This window comes from Arthrobacter sp. NPDC058127, from assembly GCF_042884555.1.
Taxonomy (GTDB): domain Bacteria; phylum Actinomycetota; class Actinomycetes; order Actinomycetales; family Micrococcaceae; genus Arthrobacter.
In genome coordinates, this window is sequence record NZ_JBHVTT010000001.1 from 77,207 (window position 1) to 92,878 (window position 15,672).

Below are 15,672 nucleotides of genomic sequence, written 5' to 3' on the forward strand. Positions count from 1 at the left end.
GGGCCGGGACAAGGGGCGCCGCGGCGGGATGCCCTTCAGCGGACGCCCGTTTAGTCGGATTGTCCGCGCGGGGCAGAGGTGGATCCGATATGCAGCTCAAAGCTCGGGGGAGCCGGCACGTCTGATGAGCCACCTGCCGTGGCGATGTAACGGGCGGCAAGTCCGCCGAGCTCCACCAGGGGGAGCGTCATTGTCGTGAGGCCGAAGACTGCACCACCACGCGTACCACCTATGCCGGCGACGGACACGTCTTCGGGGATCTTGTACCCTGCGGTCCAAAGATGCGCGAGAACGCCGACGGCCACTTCATCGTTGGTGCAGACGATCGCGTCCGGAAGTTGCGTCGATGCGGTCAGTTCCTCGGCGGCGCGCTTTCCCGATTCCTGGCTCATGCCGGTCAAGCCGAGGACTTGTGCGGGGGCCTGCGCTTCGAACATTGCATCGCGGTAGCCGACAATTCGCTGCTCGGCTGCGGAGAGTCCGGGGATTCCTCCGATGAAGGCAATTTTTCGGTGCCCAAGCGAAAGCATGTATTGGGTAAGTTCGTACGCCGTCGCGGCGTTGTCGATGACGATCTTCGTGGAATCAAACCCCCGGGGAGCGAGCGCCACTACCCGCGTACCGGCCCTTACGGCGAGGTTCACTTCGCGTGCGAGCTGCGCGGTTCCGGGTGAGCCCTCGATGTCGCTGCCGCAAAACACGATCCCGGAGACTTGATGTTCACGCAGGACGCGGAATTTTGTCCGCTCTTGCTCCGGGTCGCGGTTGGCATTGGCCAAAATGGTGACATATCCGAACTTGGCCGCTTCGATCTCGATCCCGCGGGTCATCTCTGCGAAGTATGGATCGAGGATGTCGCTGGCAATGACGCCGATGATTTTGCTGCGCTGTTGCTTCAGCGCCTGGGCCGTGGCGCTCGGCGTGTAGCCCAGAGTGTCCGCTGCAGCCCGCACACTGGCCCGCACATCCTGGGACACCGGGTGCTTCTCCGCCGAGCCGTTGAGCACGCGTGAAGCGGTGGCTACCGAGACGGACGCCAGTTCGGCTATCTCGCGCAACGTGGCCATGGCCAGACTCCTTTGATGTGATCGACGCTCCAGCCTAACCGCAACCGAAGCTGACGATTCCCAATGTCTTCCGGCGCCCCTCTTGACAGGAGGTCCGGGTGGAACTAGCGTAACGGAAAACGTTATCCATTGCTAGAGCACGAATATTGCCACCAACGGTAAACGTTATCCGCAGTAGACAAACTCAAAGGAGAGACAAATGACAGACATTACGGAGCCTTTTGACCTGATCGTCGTCGGGGCGGGGGCGGCAGGTTTGGCAACCGCAAACCGCGCAGTGGACCTTGGGGGACGCGTTCTCCTGCTTGAGAAGGGCGCGGCTGCGGGAGGGTCTGCCGCGCTTTCAGCGGGCATTCTCTGGACGGCACCGAATGTTGATGTCCTTCGCCGCATCCAGCCCGACGGCGATCCGGTCCTGGGGCCATTGGTGGTGGAAGGTTACGAGCAGGCCGTGAAGGATGTGCGTGCCGCCGGTGTCAGCGTCAGCGAAGAATGGCGCGATCACCTCGAATGGGGTCGCGCCTGCAAGGTTGACATCCTTGACCTGTTCGCCAAGTGGACCGCGAAAATCAATGCCAGCGGCGGCGGTCTTCTCACCGGAGTCAGCGACGTCGAACTCATCATCGACGGCGGCAAGGTTGCAGGCGTGACGTTCACCCACGAGGGAGAAGAAAAGAGCGCACTTGGTGCGGCAACAGTACTTGCAACAGGTGGGTTCCAGGGCGACCCCGAGCTCAAGCAGAAGTTCATTGGCAACGGTGCCGACGACATAGCTGTTCGCAGCAACCCGCACTCAGTCGGTGATGGATTTCGCCTCGGAACCGCGGCCGGGGGAGCGGCGAGCCGCCATCTGTCCGGCTTCTACGGCCACACCCTGCCGAGTCCGCTGCCGGTCTCGCCAGAGGTGTTCCTCCGCCTTACCTTGTATTTCTCCGCCTACGGCGTTTTGGTCAACAGGCGCGGCCTGCGATTCACCGATGAGTCGCTCGGCGACGAAGTCTCCAACCAATTCCTTGTCCGGGAGCCGGGGCAGCGCGGCGTCCTGATCTGGGATGACCAGGTCCAGCAGAATCGCGCCCTCGCTGTCCCGTATCCCAGCGGCATGGCGCTTGACCGTCATGGCGAAGCGAAGAAGCTCGGCGCCCGGACCGCGGAAACGGACACCCTGGAGGAACTCGTCGAGGTCGTTGCCAGTTGGGGTGTCGATCGCGCCGCCCTGGCCGCCACCTTGGAAAGCTACCAGCGAGCCTCCGACGGCGAGTCCGTGGCGCTCGACGCCCCGCTGCCTGCGAACCCGAGTGCGCTCAAGAAGGGTCCCTTCAGGGCAATCGAGGTGCAGCCATGCATCACGATTCCGTTCGGCGGACTGCGTGTGGACGGTGATAGCCGGGTCCTGGACCGGGACAACCTTCCCATCCCCGGACTGTTCGCTGCCGGGGCCGACGCCGGGGGAGCCCAGGACCTCCGGTACGTCGGTGGCATCGTCTTCGGATTCGTTTTCGGCCGACGCGCCGCAGACGCCGCCGTTGCCCACATTGTGCGCGGTCACGGGGCCGACGAACTGGTTTCTGCGCCATGAGCGCCCCGACGTTGGCCCGCCGGGTTGCCTGGACGGGCGCGGAACGGCTCGTCGTTGAGCCACGGCCCGCGCCGACTCCGCCGGGTCCGGACGAGATCGTGATTCGCGTCGAGAGCGTTGGTGTGTGCGGCACGGACGCTGCGATATGGCGCGGGGATAACAACCGCGTCCGGATCGGAACCATACTCGGGCACGAATTCGGGGGCACCGTTGTGGAGGTCGGCCCGAACGTGACGATCCGGACCGTCGGCCAGCAAGTGGCAGTCGATCCCAACCGCGTCTGTGGCGAATGCCGGGAATGCGCAACAGGTTCGCGTGGACTGTGCCGCCGGCGCGAACTCATGGGCCTCGACGTCGACGGCGGTCTGCAAAGCTACGTGACGGTTGCCGCCGTCAACACCGTCGCTGTCCCGGGGGCCGCAGATCCACGGGCCCTCGCGCTTATTGAGCCCATCGCCGTCGGAGTGCGCGCTTGCGCCCGCGCGAATGTCTCACCCGGCGCGCGCCTGGTGATCGTCGGCGGCGGGGCGATCGGCATGGCGTCCGCACTCCAGGCCCGCAGCCTTGGCGCGAAAAGCGTCACCGTCATCGAACCCGACGCCGTTCGCCGCGCGACGATCACGGATCACGGGGTCATCGCCCTTGCCCCGGGGGAAGGAGCCGCGGAGCGCTGGGATGTCGCCATTGACACCGTGGGAAGCGGCACCAGCGTCAGTGCCGTGATGGAGCTGCTGGAACCGGGCTCGACGATCTGCGTGGCGGGACTCGCCAAAGGAGGGGCCCTTCCACCAACGGAAGACCTCGTCCGGCGGGAACTCACCCTCACCGGAACCTTCTGCTACACCTCGGAAGACCTCTCGACGGCGGCTGCCTTGGTCGCCCGCCATGGCCTGGCAGCAATCCCCAACGACATTGTCCAGGGCCTCAACGACGCCCCGGCAGCGATCGAAGCATTTGCACAAGGCCGCCTCGGCCGTGGCAAGACCCTCATCATCCCCTAGCCGGAGTCCCCAAGGGGTATCAGGCAACTGAATCTGCAATGAAGGAGAAGTCAGTGAACACATCCCTACACACCACGGCGGCCCACCCGCCGCGGGTCAAGAACAGCCCCACGCGCGCTGCCATCGCAAGCATGGCCGGCGGCACGCTGGAATATTACGACAACTACATTTACGCCTTGGCTGCCGCCCTCGTCTTCGGCAAAGTCTTCTTCCCGGAAGCGGGCGGCGTTGCGACTCTGGCAGCCCTGGCCACTTTCGCCGTTTCCTACGTGGCCCGGCCGATCGGCGCGATTCTGCTGGGACACTTCGGGGACCGGATCGGACGCAAGAAGGTCCTCGTCTTCATTCTCATCCTCATGGGAACATGCACGTTCCTCGTTGGTTGCCTACCCGGATACTCCCAGATCGGAGTTTGGGCGGCAGTCCTCCTGGTGACTCTTCGCATCCTCCAAGGCATTTCCGTCGGCGGCGAGACTGCCGCGGCCACAGTACTCACCATCGAGGTATCGCCGGAAGGGCGCCGGGGCTTCTTCACGAGTTGGGCCCCCAACGGGATCGTCGGAGGCTTCGTCCTGGCCACCCTCATCTTCGTACCGATCTCCGCACTACCCAAAGACCAGCTGCTCAGTTGGGGCTGGCGCATTCCGTTCCTCCTCAGCGCCCTCGTCACAGTCGCCGGTCTCATCATCCGTGCGAAGCTCACCGAGCCGGAAGCATTCCTTGAAGCCAAGGAGGAGCACGCCTTGGTGAAGGTACCGGTGGTCGAAGTGTTCCGCTCGCATTGGGGTGCCATCGTCCGGGTCACCTTCTGCTCGCTTGCGTTCGCGATTGACACCGTCATCAAGGTCTTTGCGCTCTCATTGGCGACGTCTGTCTATGCTGTCCCGAGCAGCACCATGCTGTGGGTCCTCATCGTCAGCCACGTGTGCGCCCTCGTGACCCAGCCTTTGTTCGCTGCCCTCTCTGACCGCATCGGGCGGAAACCGGTATTCATAGCAGGCAACATCGGATCCGCGGCCATGATCTTCGCGTACTTCGCCTCCATCCAATCCGGCAACGCGCCACTGCTCTTCGTGGCGGGATTCCTTTCGGTTTCCTTCGCCTACGCGGCCATCAACGCCACCTACCCGTCGTTCTTCGCGGAAATGTTCAACCTGAAGGTCCGCCAGACCGGCATGGCCCTCGGCTTGCAGATCGGCCTCATCGCAGCCGGGTTCGCGCCGACCATTTACACCGCGCTGACGGCCGGCCACCCGGGCGACTGGATGCCGGTCGCCACCATCTCCGCCGTCATCGCCCTCATGGCCGCAGCCAGCGCCCTCACCGCAAAGGAAACCTTCAAAGTGCCCCTGGAACAACTGGGAGCCCCGATTTCCACCGCCCGCGTGCGTCCTTCCACGTCGAATCCCTCAGGAGAGTAGCAATGAACCACCCCTTCCGCGTAGGAATCGTCGGCTGCGGCAACATCGCCGACAACCACTTCCAGTCCTACTCCGCGTTGCCCGACGTCGAAATCGTCGGAGTCTGCGATGTCGCCGTCGAACGCGCACAAATGTTCGCGGCCGAACGTGGCATCGCGCACGCTGTCCCCTCGGTGAGGGAACTTATAGCGCTGGGAATCGACGCCATCAGCGTCTGCACACCGCACCCGACGCACGAGGCCGTCGTGGCCGAAGCCGCGTCCGCGGGAGTGCACGTTCTATGCGAAAAGCCAATTGCCACCGACACCGGCGCCGCTGAACGAATGGTCAGCGCCGCCGAAGAGGGCGGCATCACCCTGGGGGTGGTGTTCCAGCGCCGCTTTTGGCCCGGCGCCCGGGCCCTCCGGACAGCCATCGACGACGGTCGCCTCGGCACACCGATGCTTGGACACTGCCAAGTACTCCTGCACCGCGGCATCGACTACTACGACGCGGCCGCTTGGCGCGGCACCTGGGCTGCGGACGGCGGCGGAGTGCTCATGACCCAGGCAATCCACAACATCGACCTCCTTCAGTGGTTCATGGGGGACCCCGTGGAGGTCAGCGCCAAGGCCGGTTCCTTCGTCCTCGGCGACACCATCGAAGTCGAAGACACCGCGGCTGCGCTCATCACCTTTGCCTCCGGAGCCATAGCGACACTCAGCGCTACGGTCGCCGCCAGCCCGAACCTTGGCACGCGCATCGTCGTCACTGGAAGCAACGGTGCGACGGTGCAGGTCACGGAATACCCGGAAGGCTCCGACGCGGTGAACGACCTGTGGGCAATACCCGGCGAGGAACGGGCCGGGACGGTATTCCCGGATGGTTTGAGCGGCGATATCCCTGTGGCGGAAGTCAACGCACGGCTCCTGCCCTTGCACAGAGTCCAAGTGGCCGACTTCGTCGATGCCATTCGCTCCGGACGGCAACCAGCCGTCACCGGACGTGAAGCCATGAAGTCGCTCCAAATCGTCGCCGCCGTCTATGAATCGGCTCGTACAGGGCTACCGGTTCAAATCCGCTCCGCGTCTGTGGAATCGCGCCACTTCACCCATCTGTCGCACTCATTGGCCGAAGCGGGGAAATCCCGATGACGCACGTCCGCAGCGAAACGGTGGAACTTAGCCTGAACCAGGCCACCACCCGCCCCTATCCATTGACTGAGACAGCCGAAGCGGCAATGCAAGCGGGCATCCGGCACATCGGTTTGTGGATCGAACCGGTGGAGGAGATCGGAATCGCCCGCACCCGGCGGTTGCTCGCCGACACAGGCTTGTCGGTCAGCTCCGTTTGCAGGGCTGGATTCCTCGCGGACAAAGAAGGCGCCGATCTACGGGCGGCGCTCGAAGGAGTCAAGCGGGCCTTGGAGCTGTCCCGCGAGGTCGGCAGTCCAATGCTGACGCTTATCGCCGGCGGTCTCCCGGCACACGACCGCAGCATTCAGCACGCTGAAGTCCGGCTCCGGGCCGCCATCGAGGAAGTGGAGCCGTACGCCCGCGACGCCGGCGTGAGACTCGCGCTCGAACCTCTGCATCCACTGTTCGTCGGCACGCGGAGCATTGTGACAACCATCGCCCAGGCGCTGCAGGTCACCGCCGACTTCCCCGCCGACACTGTCGGGCTACTCATAGATGCCTACGCCACGTCCTGGGACAGCCGCTTCCATGACGATGTGCTGGCCGCGGGTCCGCGGATCGCGGGCTACCAAGTCAGCGACTTCGCACTGCCCCTTCCTGTCCCGGAGAACATGAACGGCCGCCTCTTTCCAGGGGACGGCGAAATCGATCTAGCAGCCCTCACCGCTTCGATCCGCCACGCCGGCTACAGCGGACCCATCGAAGTCGAAATTTTCAACGAAGACATCTGGAAGCTACCCCTCGAGACGATCATCAAGCGCACCGTCTCCAGCTTCAACCGCTATGTCGGCGAACCCCTCAACGAATCGGAGCGTCAACCAGCATGAAGACCCTGACCACCATTCAGCTACCCGCCGCCTCCGGCCGGCATCGGACCCTGGAACTAGCCCAGCCGGCCACGCTGGAAACACTGACTGCGCCGCCCACATCACGTGTTGCTTACGCGGCCGGGCACGTCGTCGCCGACCCGCTACGGTCCGGCGCGGGATCTCCGGCCGCCATCGACTGGGATGCCACTCTCCAGCTCCGGCATTCCCTCTGGAACCTTGGACTTGGTGTCGCGGAGAGCATGGATACCGCCCAGCGCGGAATGGGGCTCGGACCGGCAGTAGCGCTCGAACTCGCACGGCGCACACTCGCCGAAGCCAAAAGCGTTGGCGGCTCGGTCGTCGTCGGAATCGCCACCGACCAACTGGACGCCGCACCTCATTCACTCGAAGAAATCACCGACGCCTACATCGAGCAGCTGGGCGAAATCGAGGCAGTCGGGGGCAGTGTCGTCATGATGGCAAGCCGTCATCTGGCCCGCACCGCGAGCGGGGCCGACGACTACTTCAACGTCTACGGCAAGGTACTGGATGCGGCCACGCGGCCCGTGATCCTGCACTGGCTGGGCTCGATGTTCGACCCCTCGCTGGAGGGCTACTGGGGCGCCCCTACCATCGCCGATGCCTCGGAAACAGTCTTGGCGCTCAGCCGTGCGAAAAGGGAAAAGGTCGCAGGGATCAAGATCTCGCTGCTCGACAAGGACCATGAGATCAGCTTCCGTCGGCGGCTTCCCGCCGGCGTCCGCCTGTTCACCGGCGATGACTTCAACTACGCCGATCTCATCGCCGGGGACGAACAAGGCCACAGCGACGCGCTCCTGGGCGCCTTCGCCGCAGTGCCCCGGTTCGCGTCTGCGGCTTTCGCCAAACTCGACAAAGGAGACGTCGTGGGATTCCGCGACATCCTGGAACCCACGGTCCCTCTCAGCCGGCTCATTTTCGAAACCCCGACACAGTACTACAAAGTGGGCGTCGTCTGGCTCAGTTACCTCACCGGATGGCAAAGCCACTTCAGGATGGTCGCCGGGCTCGAATCCGGCCGCTCGATCCTCCACCTCGCGGACCTCTTCGATGCGGCCAACGGCATCGGCCTGTTCCCTGAGCCCGACCTTTCGGCAGCACGGGCGACGGCGTACTTCCGAGCACAAGGACTGTAGCCAATGGCCCAATACAGCAACCCCGCCCGCGCCGTGGCTGATGCGTCCGCTCAGATGCCCGCCGCAACTCCTTCATTCTCCGATCTCCGCTGTCTGATCGTAGGCGCCGCGTCCGGAATCGGCCATGCAACCGCGGAACTGCTCAGTACGAAAGTTGGCAGAGTCATCGGCGCCGACCTCCCGACCTCCCAATGGCCGGCAGCTCGAACGCCATACTCTCAGCTTCCCATCGATGTTTCCGAACCCCAATCAGTTGAAGAGGCTGTCGAGCAAGCTATCTCCTTGGCCGGAGGCCTGGATGTACTCATCAACACCGCAGGAATCCTCGGGAAAGTTCAACCCTCCGTCGAAGAAACCCTCGAAGAGTTCGACAGGCTTCTCCGCGTGAACCTTGTTGGTGCGTTCGCACTATCAAAAGCGGTGCTTCCAGGTATGGCGGCGAACGGATTCGGCCGGCTCATCCACTTTTCGTCCACCGCGGGAAAGGAGGGCGTGGCCGGGATGACCGGCTATTCCGCCAGCAAGGCAGGAATCACAGGTCTGGTGAAGGCCTTGGCACGGGAATATGCGACGACCGGAGTCACCGTCAACGCAATCGCACCGGGCAAAATCGACACCCCCTTGGTGAGCGGGCACCCGCCTACTCCGCAAGACCTCGAACGGATCCCCATGCATCGGCTGGGCACAGCGGAGGAGGCCGCCGCGCTGATCGAGTACATCATCTCGCCCAACGCTTCGTACACGACCGGCTTCGTTTATGACCTATCCGGCGGAAGGGCCACCTATTGACCACCACACACGATGCGCGGCTTTCTTCCCGGCCGCTGCGAATTCTCGTCGCTCCCGACAAATTCAAGGGGTCCCTCACCGCCGGGCAAGCCGCCGATGCTATTGCCGCAGGCGTGCTTGATGCCGCTCCTGACAGTGAGATCACCCTCCTTCCTGTCGCGGACGGCGGTGAGGGGACGATCGATGCACTTGTTGCCGCAGGGGCAGACCTCCACCATCTCACCGTCAGCGGCCCGCTTGGCGAACCAGTGGAAGCGGCCTGGGCCTCTCTCAAGGACACGGCGGTCATCGAGATGGCCCAGGCCGCCGGACTGCAGCTCATTCCACAACCATCTGCAGCAACAGCCGAAGATGCCTCAACGTATGGCGTCGGTCAATTGATTCTCGACGCCCTCGACTCCGGATTCCGCAAGATCATCGTCGCTGCCGGGGGCGTTGCCAGCACCGATGCGGGCGTGGGGGCGCTTTCGGCTCTTGGCCTGACGGTTCTCGATCCAAGCGGGACCGTGATCACACACAGCAGTGACGCCGTGTGCGGGACCGCTATTGACGGATCCACTCTCGACCCACGACTGGCTGGCGCCGAAGTGGTCATCGCCACAGATGTCTGCGTCCCCCTTGTCGGCGAACGAGGGGCGGCACACCTTTTCGGTCCCCAGAAGGGCGCGGACCCGGTGACCATTGAACGCCTCGAACGCCGCCTTGAGAGATGGAATGGCCTCTTCTTCGGCGCGTTCGGCGTTGACGCCTCAGCCACGCCAGGTGTGGGTGCCGCGGGCGGATTCGCAGTCGGCTTCCTTGCAGCGGGTGTTGGCCGGATCGCGCCGGGCATCGAGCTCATCGGGGAACTCATCGGCCTCGATACCGCCATGAGCGGTTCCGATCTGGTGATCGTTGGAGAAGGTTCACTCGACGATCAATCCTTGGAAGGAAAAGCGCCAATTGCGGTAGCCCGGGCCGCAATGCGTCGGGGCATTCCCGTCCTTGCCCTCAGTGGCATCATTCAGGCCGAAACAAGATCACGCCTCCACCTCAACGGGATCTGTGCGGCTGAATGCATCAGGGATCTAACCGAGGACAGGGACGACGCAATCAGGAACGCACGGCCACTGCTGCGTGTCCTCGCGGCGCGGGCAATGGCTTCACGCCTCGTCTAAACCGGTGCAGGATGGTCGACCAGGGCGGGGGTGTGCCAGGGGCGGCCGGTTCTTTCGCGTGGTGGAAGAGGACTATGGTGCCGCGGCGGGACGGGAAGCTGCGGCATTGGGGCAGGACTGGTTTGCCGTACGGCGGGAACCGGTGGCGTGGGTGATGTTCCGCGAACGGGGACTTCGGGGCATAGATCGGTGATCAGGCCCATTCCTGCATATTCGCGTACGTCACTGATGCCGCTCACCGCGGCGCGCTTGTCGGGAAAGGACTTGGAGACGGCTACCACCGTTCCGTCCGGCGCTTTGAGCCTGAATCTGAAGCTCGTGTCCTCGTCGATGAAGAGTTCAAACATCCCGGCCATGCGTATCCTCCTGAACAGCGGGCGGCACGTGACGCCCGGTAGGTCTCGCCGGGTCCTGGGCGCGGCGTTGCGCCCAGTGGTTTTAGTCCGGCAAATGGATCATCTGACTCACAGTGCGTGGTGCTCGCCACACGGTGTAGTTAACCAAAATACGGGGAAGAGCCTTGGCTGGCTAGTGCACCAGGGCGGAACCACGTTTACCGCTGCTCAAGGATCCGGTGCGCGGCGTCCTGGGCGGCCAATGATCTGTCGTCTACAACCTGGCCGGGCAAGTGTCCGGCGGCGGCGATCGCCCGCCGCAACTCGGCCACGGTGCGAGGGGTGCCCACGCCCCGGTGTGCCATGGCGTGGCAGTTGGCACACAGCGGCACGAGGTCCGCTATGGGGTCCAGCCGGTAGCCGCTGCCAAGCTGTGAAACGGGAACCACGTGGTGGACATGGATGAAGTCTTTGCCGATGTCCCCGTAGCTTACTTCGAAGGAGAAGGTGCACACGGCACAAGACGTTCCATGGAAAGCCAGGCAGATCCGACGGGCCTCGGGGTCCCGTTCGTAGCGGTTCGTTTCAATCCTGCTGACTGCTCCTTCCGGGTAGGTCCCTGGGACGATCTGGCCCGGCTCGGAGGCCGCCGGTCCGTGCTCCCGCCACACGCGTTGAAGGCCCGGTCCTGACTCTGTCGGAATGAATCGTCCGGAACCGCGGAAGGTGTCCCAGGCCACGTCCGGCACCTCGCTGCAGAGGACGCTCGACGGTATCTGGCCGCCGAGGGGGAGTAGGGCATCGAAGGCAACGCTTACGTACCACGCAGTACTCTTCGGCCCGGAGCGTTGTGGCGCCTCATAGCTTTCGGACATGACGATGCCGTGTCCTATCAGCCCGCGTCCGTGTGGACCCTCGCCTTGCAGGAGAAGCCATGCTTGGTTGCCTGGCTGGATCTTCCGGTGCTGCCCGACGTTCCACGCCTCCAGGAATTGGCCTGTTTCGGCGACCTGCTCGAGCACAGCCTCGTAGTTCCAGTCGTTCCAAAGCCGTGGATTCCATCCCAGGATGATGGCTGCCATGGCTGCTCCTCCCTGCGTGCCGGTGATTCTATGCGAGTCGGGTCCGGACGATCTCGCTGACGGCCTTACCGTCGAAACGGCCGGCAACCTTTGCTGTGACGGGTTTCATCACGGCGCCCATCTGCCTGAGCGTGAGTTCCTGTCCATTGGCCTTCAATTCGGCGATTGCCTCGTCAACGATGTCCTCGACTTCGGCGGGCGTCAACATTCTGGGCAGGTACGCCTCGATGACTTCGGCTTCGGCGACTTCCGCCGCGGCGCGCCCGGCCTCGCCGGCCTCCGTGTAAATGCGGGCCGTGTCCCTGCGCTTAGCGGCTTCCTTCTGCAGCAGGGCGGTCACCTGGGTGTCGTCCAGGTCAACGGGTGCCTTGCCGGACTTCTCACGCGTCTCGATTTCGCCCAGGACGTTGCGGACCGTCGTGAGTGCGGTCTTGTTGCGGTCCTTCATGTGGACTACGACGTCGGCATGCAGGCGTTGCTTCAGGGTGCTCATGGTATTCCCTCTACTTAGTGGTTGCTTTCATTCTTCACGGTCTGGACCGTCTGTGCAGAAGATCCATGCAGCCCGCCGGCCCGGTATCAAAAATTCTGCCTCCGGCGATCCCCCAAGAAGGCCCTCGGCGACGTAGCATCAAGGTAGGCGGCTGCCAGGAGTGTGGCGAAATGTTTGAGAGATTTACGGACCGTGCCCGTCGCGTTGTTGTGCTTGCCCAAGAAGAGGCACGCATGCTCAACCATAACTACATCGGTACCGAGCACATCCTTTTGGGTCTGATCCAGGAGGGCGAGGGGGTTGCCGCCAAGGCGTTGGAGTCGATGAACATTTCGCTCGATGGCGTTCGCGAGCAGGTGCAGGAGATCATCGGCCAGGGACGGCAAGCCCCATCCGGCCATATCCCGTTCACCCCGCGCGCCAAGAAGGTACTTGAACTCGCACTCCGGGAAGCCCTGCAGCTCGGCCACAACTACATCGGTACTGAGCACATCCTGCTCGGCCTCATCCGCGAGGGTGAAGGCGTTGCTGCGCAGGTGCTTGTCAAGCTTGGCGCCGACCTCGGCCGCGTCCGCCAGCAGGTCATCCATTTGCTTTCCGGCTACGAGGGGAAAGACCCCACTGGGACGGTTTCCGGACCGAGCCAGGCCGAGGTGGCTCCTGCCGGTTCGGTGGTGCTGGACCAGTTCGGTCGCAACCTGACCCAGGCCGCGCGGGAAAACAAGCTCGATCCTGTGATCGGCCGCGAGCTGGAGATGGAACGCGTTATGCAGGTCCTCTCCCGCCGCACCAAGAACAACCCCGTGCTGATCGGCGAGCCCGGCGTCGGAAAGACCGCCGTCGTCGAAGGCCTCGCCCAGGCGATTGTCCGCGGGAACGTGCCGGAGAGCCTGAAGGACAAGCAGCTCTACACGCTCGATTTGGGGTCCGTGGTTGCCGGTTCCCGTTACCGTGGTGACTTTGAAGAGCGACTGAAGAAGGTCCTCAAGGAAATCAGGACACGCGGGGACATCATCCTCTTCATCGACGAGATCCACACGCTCGTGGGCGCCGGCGCTGCAGAGGGTGCCATCGATGCTGCGTCCATCCTCAAGCCGTTGCTGGCGCGCGGTGAGCTCCAGACCATTGGGGCCACCACTTTGGATGAGTACCGCAAGCACATCGAGAAGGATGCCGCGTTGGAGCGCCGCTTCCAGCCGATCCAGGTCCAGGAACCCTCCGTGGCCCACACCGTCGAGATCCTCAAGGGCCTGCGGGACCGTTATGAGGCGCACCACCGGGTGACCATCACCGACGGCGCGCTGGCGGCCGCGGCGAGCCTCTCCGAACGTTACGTTTCGGACCGCTTCCTGCCGGACAAGGCGATTGACCTGATCGACGAGGCGGGTGCACGGCTGCGCATCCGCCGCATGACCCGTCCGCCGGAGCTGAAAGCGATGGATGCACGCATTGCCGAGGTGAAGATGGAGAAGGAATCGGCGATCGACGCCCAGGACTTCGAGGGCGCCGCGTCGCTGCGCATGAAGGAGCAGAAACTCGTCGCCGAACGCAGGGAAAAGGAGCTGAAATGGAAGTCCGGCGGCACGGAAGGCAATTCCGAGGTGGACGAGGAGCTGATCGCCGAGGTTCTCGCGAACTCCACCGGCATCCCGGTCTTCAAACTCACCGAGGAAGAATCCAGCCGCCTCCTCAAGATGGAGGAGGAACTCCACAAGCGCGTCATTGGGCAGAATGAGGCGATTAACTCGGTGTCACGTGCCATCCGCCGCACACGTGCTGGCCTGAAGGACCCAAGGCGTCCGGGTGGCTCGTTCATCTTCGCCGGCCCTACCGGCGTCGGCAAGACCGAGCTCGCCAAGGCGCTGGCCGAGTTCCTCTTCGCTGATGAAGAGGCCCTCATCACGCTGGACATGTCCGAGTACTCGGAAAAGCATTCCGTTTCGCGTCTCTTCGGTGCCCCTCCGGGCTACGTCGGCTACGACGAGGGCGGGCAGCTGACCGAGAAGGTCCGCCGTCGTCCGTTCTCCGTGGTTCTGTTCGACGAAGTGGAGAAGGCGCACTCCGACTTGTTCAACTCGCTGCTGCAGATCCTCGAGGACGGCCGCCTGACGGATAGCCATGGCCGGGTGGTGGACTTCAAGAACACGGTGATCATCATGACCACCAACCTGGGCACCCGCGATATCTCCAAGAGCGTGGCCACCGGCTTCCAGTCCGGCACGGACACCACCACCGGCTACAACCGGATGCGGGCTCGTGTCACAGAGGAACTCAAGCAGCAATTCCGCCCCGAGTTCCTCAACCGCGTTGACGACGTCATTGTCTTCCCGCAGCTCACGCAGGAAGAGATCATCGAGATCGTGGACCTGATGATCGGTCGCTTGGAACAGCATCTGGCCGACAAGGACATGGGCATCGAGCTTACCGACGCCGCCAAGGTCCTTTTGGCCACCCGCGGCTACAACCCGGCCATGGGCGCCCGGCCGCTGCGCCGCACCATCCAGCGCGAGATCGAGGACCAGCTCTCCGAGAAGATCCTCTTCGGCGAGCTGCACCCGGGCGACATCGTGGTGGTCGATGTGGACGGCGAGGGCGACGACGCCAAGTTCACCTTCGCGGGCAACGCCAAGCCCCGCATTCCCGACGCGCTGCCCGCCGTAGGCTAAGGCGAGTAGACAGACTGCCCCGTCAGGCCGCCGTCGGACCTGTCTCAGTCAAGCCTGTGTCCGAGGCTGGTGAGCAGGCGTGCGACGGCGTCCTCGGCGGTTGGCGGCGGCCCGAAGACCTCGCGTTGCCGTGAGGTGTCGGCGACATAGCGTCCGGTCCGGAACCACTCCATCATCGCCTCAAAGTCCGCCCCCATCTGGTTGATCGGGTTGAGGACGAGCTCGATCTGCCGGCCGAGCATTCGGGCAGAAATATCGGCGATGTCCTGCATGGTTACCGGCCGGTCCCAACCGATGTCGATGCGCTGCCCCTCGACGCCGCTCGCGTCGACTGCCGCCGCAAGGTATCCGGCGAGGTCACTGGCAAGAATGTACGTCAGGGGAACGCTTGACGACCCGAACCATATGAGCCGCCCCTCGCTGAAAGGGTCGCCGAAGCGGGCGATCTGCTCGAGGAAGGCGCCCGGACGCAGAGCCACGAACGGGACCCCGAGTTCTTCCAGGCGATCCTCGGTCAGTTTCTTGTGCCAGAAGTGCGGAACATCCGGAGTCTGATCGCACGTGAGGATGCTGGTGAGAACGAATCGGCGAATACCGGTGCGGCTGGCCGCATCGACGAGGTTGATGTTGCCCACCGTGTCGGTGAGAGGGGTGTCGCCTTCCCGGTGATGGGTGTATCCCGCCGCTGAGGTGATCACAGCGTCGACGCCGTCCATGGCTCTCGCAAGCGATTCCGGGTCCATCATGTCGCCACGTGCGATCGTCGCCCCTGCTTCTTCCAGGCGGCCAGCATCCGAACCGGGCCGCACCAAGGCGCGGACCTGTTTTCCGCCTGCCAGCAGCCTGGACACTACCTGGCTGCCGAGCATCCCGGTTCCGCCGACCACAAGCACTGGTCCAGACTCAGTCATCTACTTCTCCAC

14 protein-coding genes are annotated in these 15,672 nt (G+C 63.8%); 9 read left to right on the forward strand and 5 right to left on the reverse strand.

The genetic code is table 11. The features are described from left to right. Window positions 1-50: 50 nt before the first annotated feature. Window positions 51-1,067: a LacI family DNA-binding transcriptional regulator gene (locus tag ACFVTG_RS00400; RefSeq protein ID WP_284752296.1), complete on the reverse strand. Its 1,017-nt coding sequence runs from the start codon at window positions 1,065-1,067 to the stop codon at window positions 51-53. 199 nt (window positions 1,068-1,266) lie between these two features. On the opposite strand from ACFVTG_RS00400, the gene ACFVTG_RS00405 reads away from it, so the two are divergent. The 8 genes from ACFVTG_RS00405 to ACFVTG_RS00440 are packed head-to-tail and all read left to right on the forward strand — an operon-like array spanning window position 1,267 to window position 10,173. After that, window positions 1,267-2,646 carry an FAD-binding protein gene (locus ACFVTG_RS00405; protein WP_284752295.1) on the forward strand — a complete coding sequence of 460 codons (1,380 nt, stop codon included), beginning with the start codon at window positions 1,267-1,269 and terminating at the stop codon, window positions 2,644-2,646. Beyond that, the gene (locus tag ACFVTG_RS00410) at window positions 2,643-3,647 is read left to right on the forward strand and encodes a zinc-binding dehydrogenase (RefSeq protein WP_390277132.1); all 1,005 of its coding nucleotides are present in this window, start codon (window positions 2,643-2,645) and stop codon (window positions 3,645-3,647) included. Before ACFVTG_RS00405 ends, ACFVTG_RS00410 begins: the two co-directional genes overlap by 4 nt. 53 nt (window positions 3,648-3,700) lie before the next feature. Further along, complete coding sequence (locus tag ACFVTG_RS00415) at window positions 3,701-5,068, forward strand: MFS transporter (RefSeq protein WP_390277134.1); 1,368 nt, start codon at window positions 3,701-3,703, stop codon at window positions 5,066-5,068. A 2-nt stretch (window positions 5,069-5,070) separates the two neighbouring features. Continuing rightward, window positions 5,071-6,201, forward strand: coding sequence for a Gfo/Idh/MocA family protein (locus ACFVTG_RS00420; protein ID WP_306959959.1), 1,131 nt, complete (start codon window positions 5,071-5,073; stop codon window positions 6,199-6,201). After that, window positions 6,198-7,070: a sugar phosphate isomerase/epimerase family protein gene (locus ACFVTG_RS00425; RefSeq protein WP_390277136.1), complete on the forward strand. Its 873-nt coding sequence runs from the start codon at window positions 6,198-6,200 to the stop codon at window positions 7,068-7,070. Before ACFVTG_RS00420 ends, ACFVTG_RS00425 begins: the two co-directional genes overlap by 4 nt. Further along, a complete protein-coding gene (locus ACFVTG_RS00430; RefSeq protein ID WP_390277138.1) occupies window positions 7,067-8,227 on the forward strand; it encodes a dihydrodipicolinate synthase family protein in 1,161 nt (386 codons plus the stop codon). Before ACFVTG_RS00425 ends, ACFVTG_RS00430 begins: the two co-directional genes overlap by 4 nt. 3 nt (window positions 8,228-8,230) lie before the next feature. Next, window positions 8,231-9,016 carry an SDR family NAD(P)-dependent oxidoreductase gene (locus ACFVTG_RS00435; RefSeq protein WP_390277141.1) on the forward strand — a complete coding sequence of 262 codons (786 nt, stop codon included), beginning with the start codon at window positions 8,231-8,233 and terminating at the stop codon, window positions 9,014-9,016. Beyond that, complete coding sequence (locus tag ACFVTG_RS00440) at window positions 9,013-10,173, forward strand: glycerate kinase (protein WP_390277143.1); 1,161 nt, start codon at window positions 9,013-9,015, stop codon at window positions 10,171-10,173. Before ACFVTG_RS00435 ends, ACFVTG_RS00440 begins: the two co-directional genes overlap by 4 nt. On the opposite strand, the gene ACFVTG_RS00445 is transcribed toward ACFVTG_RS00440, so the two are convergent. From ACFVTG_RS00445 to ACFVTG_RS00455, 3 genes are all read right to left on the reverse strand, one after another. Then, window positions 10,170-10,529: a DUF1508 domain-containing protein gene (locus ACFVTG_RS00445; RefSeq protein WP_284752287.1), complete on the reverse strand. Its 360-nt coding sequence runs from the start codon at window positions 10,527-10,529 to the stop codon at window positions 10,170-10,172. The two genes, ACFVTG_RS00440 and ACFVTG_RS00445, sit on opposite strands and share 4 nt — an antisense overlap. 197 nt (window positions 10,530-10,726) lie before the next feature. After that, the gene (locus ACFVTG_RS00450) at window positions 10,727-11,590 is read right to left on the reverse strand and encodes an HNH endonuclease (protein WP_390277145.1); all 864 of its coding nucleotides are present in this window, start codon (window positions 11,588-11,590) and stop codon (window positions 10,727-10,729) included. A gap of 28 nt (window positions 11,591-11,618) precedes the next feature. Next, window positions 11,619-12,083: a GatB/YqeY domain-containing protein gene (locus ACFVTG_RS00455; RefSeq protein ID WP_390277147.1), complete on the reverse strand. Its 465-nt coding sequence runs from the start codon at window positions 12,081-12,083 to the stop codon at window positions 11,619-11,621. Window positions 12,084-12,253: 170 nt separating this feature from the next. Here ACFVTG_RS00455 and ACFVTG_RS00460 point away from each other — a divergent pair, with 170 nt between their 5' ends. Beyond that, complete coding sequence (locus tag ACFVTG_RS00460) at window positions 12,254-14,749, forward strand: ATP-dependent Clp protease ATP-binding subunit (RefSeq protein ID WP_390277149.1); 2,496 nt, start codon at window positions 12,254-12,256, stop codon at window positions 14,747-14,749. A 44-nt stretch (window positions 14,750-14,793) separates the two neighbouring features. Here ACFVTG_RS00460 and ACFVTG_RS00465 read toward each other — a convergent pair whose 3' ends face one another. Then, window positions 14,794-15,660 carry an SDR family oxidoreductase gene (locus ACFVTG_RS00465; protein WP_390277151.1) on the reverse strand — a complete coding sequence of 289 codons (867 nt, stop codon included), beginning with the start codon at window positions 15,658-15,660 and terminating at the stop codon, window positions 14,794-14,796. Window positions 15,661-15,672: the final 12 nt, after the last annotated feature.